Origin of the sequence: Streptomyces bikiniensis (assembly GCF_000716625.1) — a bacterium.
In the GTDB taxonomy this organism is placed as follows: Bacteria; Actinomycetota; Actinomycetes; order Streptomycetales; family Streptomycetaceae; genus Streptomyces; species Streptomyces bikiniensis.
The window spans coordinates 78,818-92,394 of record NZ_JNXJ01000020.1 but is presented as its reverse complement, the minus strand read 5'-3'; the positions used below and the strand labels follow the sequence as shown (position 1 = coordinate 92,394).

Here is a 13,577-nt window from a genome sequence, read left to right as displayed (position 1 = left end):
AAGGGGGACTCCGCACGTATCCTGGGGATCTCTCCCTCTACGAAAGCGGCCAGTCGATGCGCGTCTACGTCCCCCTGACCCTCCCCGGTCTCGCACAGGCGCACAAGGCGGGCGAGCTGGGCCCCGGCCCGCTGACCGCCTACGCCGTCACCCCCGCGCTGCGCGAGTGGTACGTCTCCGACGACATCGAGGAGCTGGAGTACGCGGCGCTCGGCCGGGCCGCCGCCGCCTCCCTGCGCCTGCTCGCCGCCGACTCCGGGGCGCCCCGCCGCCGGATCGTCGTCGCCGTCGACGTGGCCGACGAGGACGCGGTCGCCGACCCCGACCGGGGGCTCGACGCCGACGCGGTCGGCGAGGTCCGGATCGCCGGGGCCGTACCGCTGTCCAAGGCCGCGGCCGTGCACGCGGACGCGGACGACGCCGAGGCGGACGTCAGGGCGGCGGCGGAGGCGCTGGAGGCGGCGGACCGGGGCGACGACGACGCGCGGTTCACCGTGGACGGCGCCGAGGACCACGAACTGCTGTGGTTCGGGGTGCAGGAGATCCCCGCGCTGCTGGGCTGAGGCCCCGGGGGGCCGTGGAGAAGGCCTCCGGGCTCTTCGCCGTCCGAGGCTGCGGGTACCGTCCTTCCATGGGGAAGCACGGAAAGCACCTGGTCTGGGACTGGAACGGCACACTGCTCGACGACATCGACGCGGTCATCGGGGCGACGAACGCCGCCTTCGCCGAACTGGGGCTCGAACCGCTCACGCTGGAGCGGTACCGCGAGCTCTATACGGTGCCGGTGCCCAAGTTCTACGAGCGGCTCATGGGGCGGCTGCCCACCGACGCCGAGTGGACCCGCATGGACGGCGTCTTCCACCGGCACTACTGGGAGCGGGCCGAGAACTGCGGCCTCACCGCCGGCGCCGCCGAACTGCTCGCGGCCCGGCAGACCTCCGGCTTCACGCAGTCGCTGCTCTCGCTCGCCCCGCACGTCGACCTCGTCCCCCTCGTGCGGCGGCACGGGATCGCGGAGCGGTTCCTGCGCATGGACGGGCGGCCCGACACCTCCACGGACGGCAAGTCCGGGCACATGGTGCGCCACCTCGCCGCCCTGGAGGGGATCGGGGTCGAGCGGGTGGTCGTCATCGGCGACGCGGCGGACGACGCCCTCGCGGCGGCGCACGTCGGCGCGAAGGCCGTGCTCTACACCGGCGGCTCGCACAGCCGCGCCTCCCTGGAGCGGGTGGGGGTGCCGGTGGTCGACTCGCTCGCGGAGGCGGTCGCCGTGGCGGAGGAGCTGGTCTGACCGCCCCTCAGCCTCGTACGACCACCCGTACGGCCATCCGTACGACCGGAGCCCTCAGCCCCTCGACCCGAGGACCTTCAGGAACTCCCGCATCCAGACCGGGTGGTCCGGCCACGCCCGGGAGGAGACGAGCAGGCCGTCGACCACGGCCTCCGCGTCCCGGAAGGACGCCCCCGCCGCCTGCATGTCGAGCTCCAGGGCCGGATAGGCCGTGACCCGGCGGCCCTCCAGGGCGCCGGTCGCCGCCGTCAGGAGCGGGCCGTGGCAGATCTGCGCGACCGGCTTGTCCGCGTCGAAGAAGGCCTTGAGGATCTTGCGCAGCTCCGGGTCGTTGCGGAGGTACTCCGGCGCCCGGCCGCCCGGGACCACCACCGCCGCGTACGCCCCCGGGTCGACCTCGGAGAAGGCCAGGTCGGCGGGCCAGGTGTAGCCGGGCTTCTCGGTGTACGTGTCGAAACCGGGCTCGAAGTCGTGGACCACGAACCGCAGCGTCTTGCGGGCCGGGGCCGCGATGTCCACCTCGTACCCCTCCTCCAGAAGGCGCTGGTAGGGGTACAGCACCTCCAGCGACTCCGCCGCGTCCCCGGTCACGATCAGGATCCTCGCCATGGCTCTCCCAGCTCCAGAAGGTCGGATGCCGTGCCTTGAGGACATGTGTCGCTGTCCATAACGTCAAACTTCCACCCCCTCTTTTGTACACATACGGCTCATGACGGGTCGGGGGTCGGGAGCGATAGGCTTTCGTCGTGATCAGCGCGATACGCCGAGGGGGCAGTGAAGCCCCCGGCTGCCGCCCGACCCGCTCCGGCGGCCGGGCCGACCGTGCGTGCGCCGATCCCCTTCGCCCGGGCGCGCCACGGTCGGTGGCGGAGAACGACCCGGGCTTCTCTCATTCGGGCATGACGTCGTCTTCGGCGGAAACACGACGTGGAGGCGTTGTGCCCTTCCTTCCACCGATGTCGCGCAACGGCGCGCGGCCAGGAGTCAGAGGACATGCAGACCAAGCTGGACGAAGCCAAGGCCGAGCTGCTCGAAAGGGCCGCCCGGGTAGCTGAGCACAGCCCGGTCGGGGGGCGACTTCCGACGGGGCCGGACGGTTCGGGCGAGCGCCCGGACGGCGACACCGTGCTCGAGTACCTCCAGCGCTACTACCTGCACACCGCGCCCGAGGACCTGTCCGACCGGGACCCGGTCGACGTCTTCGGCGCCGCCCTCTCCCACTACCGCCTGGCGGAGAACCGTCCGCAGGGCACGGCGAACGTGCGCGTCCACACCCCGACGGTCGAGGAGAACGGCTGGACCAGCAGCCACTCCGTCGTCGAGGTCGTCACCGACGACATGCCCTTCCTCGTCGACTCGGTCACCAACGAGCTGTCCCGCCAGGGCCGCGGCATCCACGTCGTGATCCACCCGCAGGTCCTCGTCCGCCGCGACGTCACCGGTAGGCTCATCGAGGTCCTGTCGGCGCAGATCCACGGCGAGCTGCCGCACGACGCGCTCACCGAGTCCTGGATCCACGTCGAGATCGACCGCGAGACCGACCGCGCCGACCTCAAGCAGATCACCGCCGACCTGCTGCGCGTCCTGTCCGACGTCCGCGAGACCGTCGAGGACTGGGAGAAGATGCGCGACGCCGCGCTGCGCATCGCGGACGGCCTCGCCGACGAGCCCACCGCCTCCGACCTGCGCCCGACCGAGGTGGAGGAGGCCCGCGAGCTGCTGCGCTGGCTCGCCGACGACCACTTCACCTTCCTCGGCTACCGCGAGTACGAGCTGGTCGACGGCGACGCCCTGGCCGCCGTGCCCGGCACGGGCCTCGGCATCCTGCGCTCCGACCCGCACCACTCCGGCGACGACGAGGGCCACCACGCCCACCCCGTGTCGCCCTCCTTCAGCCGGCTGCCCGCCGACGCCCGGGCCAAGGCCCGCGAGCACAAGCTGCTGATCCTGACGAAGGCCAACAGCCGGGCGACCGTGCACCGCCCCTCGTACCTCGACTACATCGGCGTGAAGAAGTTCGACGCCGCCGGCAACGTCGTCGGCGAGCGCCGCTTCCTCGGCCTCTTCTCCTCGGCCGCCTACACCGAGTCCGTCCGCCGCGTCCCGGTCGTCAAGCGCAAGGTCCAGGAGGTCCTGGCGGGCGCCGGCTTCTCCCCGAACAGCCACGACGGCCGCGACCTGCTCCAGATCCTGGAGACCTACCCGCGCGACGAGCTGTTCCAGACCCCGGTCGACCAGCTCCAGTCCGTCGTCACCAGCGTCCTCTACCTCCAGGAGCGGCGCCGGCTGCGGCTCTACCTGCGCCAGGACGAGTACGGCCGCTACTACTCGGCCCTCGTCTACCTGCCGCGCGACCGCTACACCACCCGCGTCCGGCTGCGGATCATCGACATCCTGAAGGAGGAGCTCGGCGGCACCAGCGTCGACTTCACCGCCTGGAACACCGAGTCGATCCTCTCTCGGCTGCACTTCGTCGTCCGCGTCGAGCCCGGCACCGAGCTGGCCAAGCTCACCGACGCCGACGTCGAGCGCATCGAGGGCCGGCTCGTCGAGGCCGCCCGCTCCTGGGCCGACGGCTTCGGCGAGGCGCTCAACGCCGAGCTGGGCGAGGAGCGCGCCGCCGAGCTGCTGCGCCGCTACGGCAACGCCTTCCCCGAGGGCTACAAGGCCGACCACTCGCCGCGCGCCGCCGTCTCCGACCTGGTCCACCTGGAGGCCCTCGCCGGCAGCGACAAGGACTTCTCCCTCTCCCTCTACGAGCCCGTCCTCGCGGGCCCCGGCGAGCGCCGCTTCAAGATCTACAAGACGGGCGACCAGATCTCCCTCTCCGCCGTCCTGCCGGTCCTCAACCGGCTCGGCGTCGAGGTCACCGACGAGCGCCCCTACGAGCTGCGCTGCGCCGACCGCACCCACGCCTGGATCTACGACTTCGGGCTGCGGCTCCCGGCCACCAACGGCAACGGCGTCACCCTGGGCGACGACGCCCGCGAGCGCTTCCAGGAGGCCTTCGCCGCCACCTGGACCGGCGAGGCCGAGAACGACGGCTTCAACTCCCTCGTCCTCTCCGCCGGTCTGAACTGGCGCGAGGCGATGGTGCTGCGCGCCTACGCCAAGTACCTGCGGCAGGCCGGCTCCACCTTCAGCCAGGACTACATGGAGGACACCCTCCGCAACAACGTCCACACCACCCGGCTCCTGGTCAACCTCTTCGAGGCCCGGATGGCGCCGGAGCGCCAGCGCGCCGGCACCGAGTTGATCGACGCGCTCCTCGAGGAGCTGGACGCCGCCCTGGACCAGGTCGCCAGCCTGGACGAGGACCGCATCCTGCGCTCCTTCCTGACCGTCATCAAGGCTACCCTGCGGACCAACTTCTTCCAGAAGGACAGCGAGGGCCGGCCGCACTCCTACGTGTCGATGAAGTTCGACCCGCAGGCCATCCCCGACCTGCCGGCCCCGCGCCCCGCCTTCGAGATCTGGGTCTACTCGCCGCGCGTCGAGGGCGTCCACCTGCGCTTCGGCAAGGTCGCCCGCGGCGGTCTGCGCTGGTCCGACCGGCGCGAGGACTTCCGCACCGAGATCCTCGGCCTGGTCAAGGCGCAGATGGTGAAGAACACCGTCATCGTGCCGGTCGGCGCCAAGGGCGGCTTCGTCGCCAAGCAGCTCCCGGACCCGTCCGTGGACCGGGACGCCTGGATGGCCGAGGGCGTCGCCTCGTACAAGACGTTCATCTCGGCCCTGCTCGACATCACCGACAACCTGGTCGCGGGCGAGGTCGTGCCGCCGGTCGACGTGGTCCGCCACGACGAGGACGACACCTACCTGGTCGTCGCCGCCGACAAGGGCACCGCGACCTTCTCCGACATCGCCAACGGGGTCGCGGAGGCGTACGGCTTCTGGCTCGGTGACGCGTTCGCCTCCGGCGGCTCGGCCGGCTACGACCACAAGGGCATGGGCATCACAGCCCGCGGCGCCTGGGAGTCCGTCAAGCGCCACTTCCGCGAGCTGGGCCACGACACCCAGACCGAGGACTTCACGGTCGTCGGCGTCGGTGACATGTCCGGCGACGTCTTCGGCAACGGGATGCTGCTCTCCGAGCACATCCGGCTGGTGGCCGCCTTCGACCACCGGCACATCTTCCTCGACCCGAACCCCGACGCGGCCGTCTCGTACGCCGAGCGCCGCCGCCTCTTCGAGCTGCCCCGCTCCTCCTGGGCCGACTACGACACCTCGCTGCTCTCCGCGGGCGGCGGCGTCCACCCCCGCAACGCCAAGTCGATCCCGGTCAACGCCCAGGTCAGGGCCGTCCTCGGCATCGAGGACGGGGTCACCAAGCTGACCCCGGCCGAGCTGATGAAGGCGATCCTCCAGTCGCCCGTCGACCTGCTGTGGAACGGCGGCATCGGCACGTACGTCAAGTCCTCGGCCGAGTCGAACGCCGACGTCGGCGACAAGGCCAACGACGCCATCCGCGTCGACGGCCAGGACGTGCGCGCCAAGGTGGTCGGCGAGGGCGGCAACCTCGGCGCGACCCAGCTCGGCCGCATCGAGTTCGCCCGCTCCGGCGGCCCCGAGGGCCGGGGCGGCAAGGTCAACACCGACGCCATCGACAACAGCGCCGGCGTCGACACCTCCGACCACGAGGTCAACATCAAGATCCTGCTCAACGGGCTCGTCGCCGAGGGCGACATGACCGTCAAGCAGCGCAACAAGATCCTCGCGGAGATGACCGACGAGGTCGGCACGCTCGTCCTGCGCAACAACTACGCGCAGAACACGGCCCTGGCCAACGCCGTCGCCCAGTCGCCGTCCCTGCTCCACGCCCACCAGCGGTTCATGCGCCGCCTGGGCCGCGACGGGGCCCTCGACCGCTCCCTGGAGTTCCTGCCCAACGACCGGCAGATCCGCGAACTCCTCAACAACGGCAAGGGCCTGAGCCAGCCGGAGCTCGCCGTCCTCCTCGCGTACACCAAGATCACGCTGGCCGACGAGCTGATCGGCACCGCGCTGCCGGACGACCCATACCTGACCGGGCTGCTCCACGCGTACTTCCCGACGCTGCTGCGCGAGCGGTTCACCGAGGCCGTCGACCACCACCCGCTGCGCCGCGAGATCATCACCACCGTCCTGGTCAACGACACCGTCAACGCCGGCGGTTCGACCTTCCTGCACCGCCTCCGGGAGGAGACCGGCGCGTCGGTCGAGGAGATCGTCCGGGCACAGACCGCCGCCCGCGCCGTCTTCCGCCTCGGCCAGGTCTGGGACGCCGTCGAGGCCCTCGACAACGAGGTCCCGGCCGAGATCCAGACCCGGATGCGGCTGCACTCGCGCCGGCTCGTCGAGCGCGGCACGCGCTGGCTGCTCAACAACCGGCCGCAGCCGCTCCAGCTCACCGAGACCATCGAGTTCTTCGCCGAGCGCGTCGAGACGGTCTGGTCGCGGCTGCCCGAGCTGCTGCGCGGCGCGGACCTCGACTGGTACCGGTCGATCCTGGACGAGCTGACCGGGTTCGGGGTGCCGGAGGAGCTCGCGCGGCGGGTCGCCGGCTTCTCCTCCGCCTTCCCGGCGCTCGACATCGTCGCGATCGCGGACCGGACGGGCAAGGACCCGCTGGAGGTCGCCGAGGTCTACTACGACCTGGCCGACCGGCTGCGGATCACCGACCTGATGGACCGGATCATCGAACTGCCGCGCGACGACCGCTGGCAGTCGATGGCCCGCGCCTCGATCCGCGAGGACCTGTTCGCGGCGCACGCGGCGCTCACGCAGGACGTCCTGACGGCGGGCGGCGACGACGCCGGCCCGGAGGAGCGGTTCAAGGCCTGGGAGGAGCGGAACGCGGCGATCCTGGGCCGCGCGCGGACGACCCTGGAGGAGATCCAGGGCTCGGACACCTTCGACCTGGCGAACCTGTCGGTGGCGATGCGGACGATGCGCACGCTGCTGCGTTCGCACAGCTAGTACGCGCGCGTGCGAGGGGCCCCGCCGGAGGAATGAGACCGGCGGGGCCCCTCGCCCTTTCCCGGAGGCCTCACTCCTCCCGCGCGGCGGCGACCGTCGAGGTCCACAGGCGGCGGGCGGCGAGCAGGGCCGCCGCGAGCAGCAGCCCGTTGCGGAGCACCATGACGGCGAGGCCCGTGGGGGTGCCGTCGATGACGTCGAAGTAGAGGACGGGGTAGGCGAGCGCGCTCAGCGCCGCCGCCGGGAGCAGCAGCAGCGCCACCGGGCGCATCACGGTGTCCCGCGAGGTCAGGCAGACGGCGGCGAGCCCGAGCAGCCAGACCATGTACTGGGGGCTGATCACCCGGCTGGCAACGGTGAAGAGCAGGACGGCGGCGAGGGCCGTGTCGTACGGGGTGGCGGGGGTCCAGCGGTGCGCCCGGACGCGCCAGACGACCAGCCAGCCCAGGGCGGCGACGGTGAGCAGCAGGGAGAGGTGGCCGAGGGTGGAGACGTACGGGCCGACGTACTCCAGGGCGCCGTAGCGGAACTCGACGCTCCCCGGCCAGGCGCCGGCGGACCGGGCGAGCGCGAGGGCCGTGCCGCCCAGGGACTCGATCTGGATGCCCCGGCCGCCCTGCTGGCGCAGGAAGCCGAGCGACTCGGAGAAGAACAGCGCGAGGGTGGCCAGGAGCACGACGGCGGTGACGGCGGCGGCGGTCCACGCCTCCCGGGTGGTACGGCCCCGGGGCGTGCCCAGGAGGGCGAGGGCCGGCCACACCTTGACCATGGCCCCGATCCCGGCGAGCGCCCCGCCGAGCTGGTGGGCGGCGGTCCGGCGGGCGGCGAGGGCCAGCAGGGCGAGGACGGCGAGGGCGGTGGTCTGGACGTCGTACCGGGCGAGGGGCAGGTGGAGGAGGAGCGGGAGGCCGCAGACCCAGACCCAGGCGCCGTGGGTGAGGCGCGCGGCGTCGGCGCGGGCGAGCGCGAGGGTGACGACCGCGTCGGCGAGGAGGGTGAGGGTGACGAAGGCCTGGAAGTAGGTGAGCCAGGGGAGGACGCCCGGGGACATGATCACGAGCCCGGCGCCCGGCGGGTACTGCCAGGTGGCGTCGCCGGGCGGGAAGGTGCCCGCGGCGAACTTCCCGTACCAGTGCTCGTAGAGCGCCACCTCGCGGGCCACGCCGCCGATGCCGAGGTCGTCGCGGAGCAGCAGCAGGAGCATGCCGGCCCGGGTGAGGAGCCAGACGGCGGCGAGCGCGATCCGGGGGCCGCTGCCGACCGTGACGAAGGTGGCGGAGGTGAAGGTGTCCGAGGTGAAGGGGGAGCGGGTCAGGGCGGGGGGTTCGGTGCTCGTACTGGTGGGGGTGGTGGAGCTGGTGGGGCTGGTGGTGGGGGAGCCGGGGGGTTCGGTGCCGGCCGGGTGGGGGGTCTGCGCCGGGTGGGGGGTCTGCGGCTGATCGTTCGTCACCCCACCGCACTTTAGACCGTAATGCCCTTTTTGTCGGTGGTCCTCGCCCCGGACGCGGTGAACTCCTCGTACGCCGCCACCACCTCCCGCGCCGGGCCGTCCATCCGGAGCGTCCCCGCCTCCAGCCACAGGGCGCGCCCGCAGGTCTCCGCGACGGTGGAGTTCGAGTGGCTGACCAGGAAGACCGTCCCCGCCTCCGCCCGCAGCTCGTCGATCCGCTGCCGGCTGCGGCGACGGAAGCGCGCGTCGCCGGTGGCCAGGGCCTCGTCGACGAGCAGCACGTCGTGGCTCTTCGCGGCGGCGAGGGAGAAGCGCAGCCGGGCGCCCATCCCGGAGGAGTACGTCCGCATCGGACGGGAGATCGCGTCGTCCTTCTCGTTGACGCCCGAGAACTCCACGATCCCGTCGTAGCGCTCGCGGACCTCCGCGCGGCTCATGCCCATCGCGAGACCGCCGAGGACCACGTTCCGCTCGCCCGTCAGGTCGTTCATCAGGACCGCGTCGACGCCGAGGAGGGCGGGGCGGCCGTGGGTGTAGATCCGGCCGCGGTCGACGGGCAGGAGTCCCGCGACGGCCTTGAGGAGGGTCGACTTCCCCGATCCGTTCGAACCGATCAGGCCGATCGCCTCGCCCCGGTACGCGACGAAGTCGATCCCCTTGACGGCGTGGACCCGGCGGGCGGCCGGGGGCCGTCCCCATCGCCTGCTCCGTGCCTGCCCGTGCCCGCGGCCGTAGTCGTGTCCGTGCACGGTGTACGTGACGTGGACGCCGTCGGCCACGACGGTCGGGACCCTCTCCTGCTCGTGCGCCTCAGCCACGGCCGTACCTCTCCTCCGCCTTCCAGAACCAGACGAAGCCGCCCGCGAAGGACAGCAGGGCCCAGCCGCCGGCGAGCGCCCAGACGTACGGCGGCAGGCGGTCCGGGGTGTGGCTCCCGATCAGCGCGGAGCGCATCAGGTCGATGTAGACCGCCGCCGGATTGCACTGGAGGGCGAGCGTCGCGCCCTCGGGGAGGCGCCCGGTGCCCGTCGGGTGCCGGATCGACCACATGACGCCCGAGGCGTACATCCAGGTGCGGAGCGCGAACGGCATCAGCTGGTTGACGTCCGGGGTGCGGGCGGCGATCCGGGCCAGGGCGAGCGCCACGCCCGTGTTGAACAGGGTCTGGAGGGCGAGCGCCGGGACGGCGAGCAGCCACCTCCACGTGGGGAACTCGCCGCAGCAGAGCAGGATCGCGACGAGCGCGACGAGCGAGAGCAGGAACTGCTGGAGCTGCTGGAGGGCGAGCGAGAGCGGCAGGCTCGCGCGCGGGAAGTGCAGGGCGCGGACCAGGCCCAGGTTGCCGCTGATCGCCCGGGTGCCGGCCAGGAGCGTGCCGGAGGTGAAGGACCACACGAAGACGCCGGTGATCAGGAAGGGCACGTAGTCGGGGACGCCGTGCCGGGCGTTCATGAGGACGCCGAAGATCAGGTAGTAGACGGCCGCGTTGAGCAGCGGGGTCGCCAGCTGCCAGAGCTGGCCGAGGCGCGCCTGGCTGTACTGGGCGGTCAGGCGGGCGGTCGCGAAGGCGGCGATGAAGTCGCGGCGGGACCAGAGCTGCCGGACGTACGCGGGGAGCGGGGGACGGGCTCCGCTGACGGTCAGCCCGTGGCGGAGGGCGAGGGCGCGGAGGTCCTCGGGGGGAGGCGCTGTCCGGGGCGGAGGGGGGGGGGGGGGCGGGGGCGGGGGCGGTGCGAGGGGCGTGGTCGCGGGTGTGGCCGTGGTCATGGGCGGGCTCTCGGTGCGGGTGGGGACGTGGGTGCGGGTGTGGTTGCGGCCGACCGGTCGGTGCGGGGCGCGGGCGACGGATGCGACGGGACGGGTCCGTATCGTCGCTACGGGGACACTAGGACGCTCCACGACGGAACGCAACCGTATCGTCGTCACGTACGCGTTGGTTAGGATGCCGTCCATGACCGAACCGACCCCCCGCCGCGCCCCCGCCGGAGCCGCCGTGCTCCGCGAGGACGTGACCGAGGCCATCCGTACCGCCGTCTTCGAGGAGCTCGCGGCCGTCGGCTTCGCCCGGATGTCCATCGAGGGGATCGCGCGCCGCGCGGGCGTCGGCAAGACCGCCGTCTACCGGCGCTGGAAGTCCAAGCTCTCCCTCGTCCTCGACCTCGTCGGCGCCTTCGCCGCCCAGGGCCTGCCGGCGCCCGCCACCGGCTCCCTGTACGGGGACGTGCGCGCCCTCCTGGAAGTGGCCGCGCACGCCCTGAGCCACCCGGTCGCCTCCCGGGTCGTCCCCGACCTCCTGGTCGAGGCCGCCCGGCACCCCGAGATCGCCGACGCCGTCAAGGCCGCGCTGCTCGACGGGCAGCAGGGCGTCGTCGCCCGGATCGTCCGCGAGGCCGTCGCGCGCGGCGAACTCCCCGGGGGCGCCGACCCGGACCGGGCCCTCGACCTGGTCGCAGGACCGCTGTACTGGCGCCTCGTCGTCGTCCGCACCCCGCTCCCCCCGGGGTACGTGGACGACCTCGCGCACTCGGCGGTGGCGGCGCTCAAGGGCTGACCCCACAAGCGCTCCCGGGCCGATCCCGCAAGCGCTCAAGGCTGACCCCGCAAGAGCTCCCGGGCCGATCCCGCGCAGGAGAGGTCACTTCACCGCGCCCGCCATCACCCCCGACGCGAACTGGCGCTGGAACGCGAAGAACACCACCAGCGGCACCACCATCGACAGGAACGCGCCCGGCGCCAGCACGTCCACGTTGTTGCCGAACTGCCGCACCTGCTGCTGGAGCGCCACCGTGATCGGCGGCGACTGCGAGTCCGCGAAGACCAGGGCGATCAGCATGTCGTTCCAGACCCACAGGAACTGGAAGATGCCGAGCGAGGCGATCGCAGGGCCGCCCAGCGGCAGCACCACCCGGGTGAACAGCCGGATCTCGCCCGCCCCGTCGAGCCGCGCCGCCTCCAGGAGCTCGCGCGGGATCTCCGCGAAGAAGTTCCGCAGCAGGAAGATCGCGAACGGCAGGCCGAAGGCCGTGTGGAACAGGACCACCCCGGCGGTCGTCTCGAAGAGCCCGACCACCCCGAACAGCTTCGCCACCGGGACCAGGGCGACCTGCACCGGCACCACCAGCAGGGCGACCACGCCCAGGAACCACCAGTCCCGGCCCGGGAACTCCAGCCACGCGAACGCGTACCCGGCGAGCGAGCCGATCACCAGGACGAGCAGCGTGGCCGGGACGGTGATCAGGACGGTGTTGAGCAGCGAGCCGGTGATCGTGTCGTTCGCGAGCAGATGGGCGTAGTTCTCCGTGGTCAGCCGGGCCGGGGCGGTGAACACCTCCCACCAGCCGCTCGCCGCGATGTCGGACGACGGGCGGAGCGAGGAGAGCAGCAGCCCGACCGTCGGCATCAACCAGAACAGGCCCGCCAGGACGAGGAGGACGCGGACCGCGCCGGACGCGGCCGCGGACGCGAGCCGCGCCGCCGGGGAGCGGGAGGGCCGCACCTGGGTTCCGTTCATCGGCGGGCCTCCCTGCGCATGCGGCGGATGTTGAGCACCATCACCGGGAGCACCAGCAGGAGCAGCAGCACGGCGATGGCCGAGCCGACCCCCAGGTCCGCGTCCGTGCCGAAGGACGAGCGGTACAACTGGAGCGCGAGCACGTTCGCGTCGTCCTGCGCCGAGCCCGGCGCGATCACGAAGACCAGGTCGAAGATCTTCAGCACGTTGATCATCAGGGTGACGAGGACGACCGCGAGGACCGGGGCCAGGAGCGGCACCGTGATCCGGCGGAACACCTGCCACTCGTTCGCCCCGTCCACCCGTGCCGCTTCGAGCAGTTCGCGCGGCACGGCCGCCAGTCCGGCCCCGATCAGGACCATCGCGAACCCGGCCCACATCCACACGTACGCCCCGATGATCGCGGGCGTGACGAGCGACGGGCCCAGCCACTCGACGCCGTCGTACTGCTCCCGGAAGTTGCTCGCGGGCAGCCGGAGCAGGGCCCCGTCCGCGCGGTCGGCGGGCAGCGCGAACGTGCCGTCGGCCGCCGCCGTCGCCGTGGCGACCACCTTCCCGTCCCGTACGGCCTCGATCCGCAGCCCCGCGAGGCCCCGTTCGGCCGGGTCGACCTCGTTCGGCCGCCCGCCGCCGCCCCGGGTGAAGTCCAGCCAGGCCGTGCCGGCGACCGTGCCCGGGTCCGTGCCGGCCGGCGGCGCGGCCGGGCGCGCACCCTCCGGCATCTGCGCCGGCGCCACCCCGACCAGCGGAAGGCGTACGGGCTGCCCGGCCCGCACCGGCTCCTTCGTCACGAACGCGCCGTCCCCGGCCGCCTCCAGCGGGTGCACGGGCAGCGGTCTGGCCTTCGGGAAGACGGAGGACTCGGCGAAGGTGTCGTGGACGCCGACCCAGACGGCGTTCGCGACGCCCCGGTCCGGGTCCTGCTCGTACACCAGCCGGAAGATGATCCCGGCGGCCAGCATCGAGATCGCCATGGGCATGAAGACGACCAGCTTGAACGCCGTTCCCCAGCGGACGCGTTCGGTCAGGACCGCGAAGACCAGGCCGAGGGCGGTGGCGACCGCGGGGGCCGCCACCAGCCAGACCAGGTTGTTCCTCACGGCCGTGCGGAGGGAGTCGTCGGTGAACAGGGCCAGGTAGTTGTCGAGGCCGACGAAGGAGGAGCCGGAGCGGTCGAAGAGCGAGCGCTGGACGGAGTACCCGATCGGATAGACGACGAGCGCGCCGAGCAGGAGGAGGGCGGGCAGCAGGAAGCCCGCCGCCACGATCCTGCTCCGTCTCCCTTCCCGGCGCTTCCCGGCCCCGTTCTTCCCGGTCCCGTCCGTTCCGGCCGTGCTCCTCGCGCGCTGTGCGGTGGTGGAGGACAT

The 13,577-nt window shown here is 72.5% G+C and carries 10 protein-coding genes; 4 read left to right on the top strand and 6 right to left on the bottom strand.

Annotated elements, in window-relative coordinates; genetic code table 11:
* Window positions 1–56: 56 nt before the first annotated feature.
* Both OO47_RS17845 and OO47_RS17840 read left to right on the top strand, forming a co-directional pair.
* Window positions 57–563 (top strand): DUF6912 family protein, encoded by a 507-nt coding sequence (locus tag OO47_RS17845; protein ID WP_030209873.1) that lies wholly within the window; start codon window positions 57–59, stop codon window positions 561–563.
* A 68-nt stretch (window positions 564–631) separates the two neighbouring features.
* Window positions 632–1,291: an HAD family hydrolase gene (locus OO47_RS17840; protein WP_030209874.1), complete on the top strand. Its 660-nt coding sequence runs from the start codon at window positions 632–634 to the stop codon at window positions 1,289–1,291.
* Between the two features lie 54 nt (window positions 1,292–1,345).
* On the opposite strand, the gene OO47_RS17835 is transcribed toward OO47_RS17840, so the two are convergent.
* Entirely contained in the window at window positions 1,346–1,900 is a 555-nt protein-coding gene (locus tag OO47_RS17835) for a DJ-1/PfpI family protein (RefSeq protein ID WP_030209877.1), read from the bottom strand.
* A gap of 384 nt (window positions 1,901–2,284) precedes the next feature.
* Between OO47_RS17835 and OO47_RS17830 the strand changes: the two genes are divergently transcribed.
* Window positions 2,285–7,249, top strand: a complete 4,965-nt coding sequence (locus tag OO47_RS17830; RefSeq protein ID WP_030209880.1) for an NAD-glutamate dehydrogenase — start codon at window positions 2,285–2,287, stop codon at window positions 7,247–7,249.
* Between the two features lie 70 nt (window positions 7,250–7,319).
* Here the strand turns inward: OO47_RS17830 and OO47_RS17825 are convergent, their stop codons facing one another.
* From OO47_RS17825 to OO47_RS17815, 3 genes are read right to left on the bottom strand one after another with little or no spacing between them, the layout of a single operon-like run.
* On the bottom strand, window positions 7,320–8,699 hold the full coding sequence (locus OO47_RS17825) for a glycosyltransferase 87 family protein (RefSeq protein ID WP_407696317.1): 1,380 nt from the start codon (window positions 8,697–8,699) through the stop codon (window positions 7,320–7,322).
* 11 nt (window positions 8,700–8,710) lie between these two features.
* On the bottom strand, window positions 8,711–9,517 hold the full coding sequence (locus tag OO47_RS17820) for an ABC transporter ATP-binding protein (RefSeq protein WP_030209884.1): 807 nt from the start codon (window positions 9,515–9,517) through the stop codon (window positions 8,711–8,713).
* A complete protein-coding gene (locus OO47_RS17815) occupies window positions 9,510–10,466 on the bottom strand; it encodes an ABC transporter permease (protein WP_033209445.1) in 957 nt (318 codons plus the stop codon). Before OO47_RS17815 ends, OO47_RS17820 begins: the two co-directional genes overlap by 8 nt.
* A 184-nt stretch (window positions 10,467–10,650) precedes the next feature.
* On the opposite strand from OO47_RS17815, the gene OO47_RS17810 reads away from it, so the two are divergent.
* Window positions 10,651–11,250: a TetR/AcrR family transcriptional regulator gene (locus tag OO47_RS17810; RefSeq protein ID WP_030209891.1), complete on the top strand. Its 600-nt coding sequence runs from the start codon at window positions 10,651–10,653 to the stop codon at window positions 11,248–11,250.
* Window positions 11,251–11,334: 84 nt separating this feature from the next.
* Here the strand turns inward: OO47_RS17810 and OO47_RS17805 are convergent, their stop codons facing one another.
* Window positions 11,335–12,210, bottom strand: a complete 876-nt coding sequence (locus tag OO47_RS17805) for a carbohydrate ABC transporter permease (protein WP_030209893.1) — start codon at window positions 12,208–12,210, stop codon at window positions 11,335–11,337.
* Window positions 12,207–13,577, bottom strand: coding sequence for a carbohydrate ABC transporter permease (locus tag OO47_RS17800; protein WP_033209439.1), 1,371 nt, complete (start codon window positions 13,575–13,577; stop codon window positions 12,207–12,209). The genes OO47_RS17805 and OO47_RS17800 overlap by 4 nt, the downstream gene beginning before the upstream one ends.

Bases quoted from the DNA above. Each gene is read 5' to 3' on its own strand.
- OO47_RS17845 (WP_030209873.1), top strand. From the start codon at position 57: ATGCGCGTCTACGTCCCCCTGACCCTCCCCGGTCTCGCACAGGCGCAC.
- OO47_RS17840 (WP_030209874.1), top strand. From the start codon at position 632: ATGGGGAAGCACGGAAAGCACCTGGTCTGGGACTGGAACGGCACACTG.
- OO47_RS17835 (WP_030209877.1), bottom strand. From the start codon at position 1,900: ATGGCGAGGATCCTGATCGTGACCGGGGACGCGGCGGAGTCGCTGGAG.
- OO47_RS17830 (WP_030209880.1), top strand. From the start codon at position 2,285: ATGCAGACCAAGCTGGACGAAGCCAAGGCCGAGCTGCTCGAAAGGGCC.
- OO47_RS17815 (WP_033209445.1), bottom strand. From the start codon at position 10,466: ATGACCACGGCCACACCCGCGACCACGCCCCTCGCACCGCCCCCGCCC.
- OO47_RS17810 (WP_030209891.1), top strand. From the start codon at position 10,651: ATGACCGAACCGACCCCCCGCCGCGCCCCCGCCGGAGCCGCCGTGCTC.
- OO47_RS17805 (WP_030209893.1), bottom strand. From the start codon at position 12,210: ATGAACGGAACCCAGGTGCGGCCCTCCCGCTCCCCGGCGGCGCGGCTC.
- OO47_RS17800 (WP_033209439.1), bottom strand. From the start codon at position 13,577: ATGTCCTCCACCACCGCACAGCGCGCGAGGAGCACGGCCGGAACGGAC.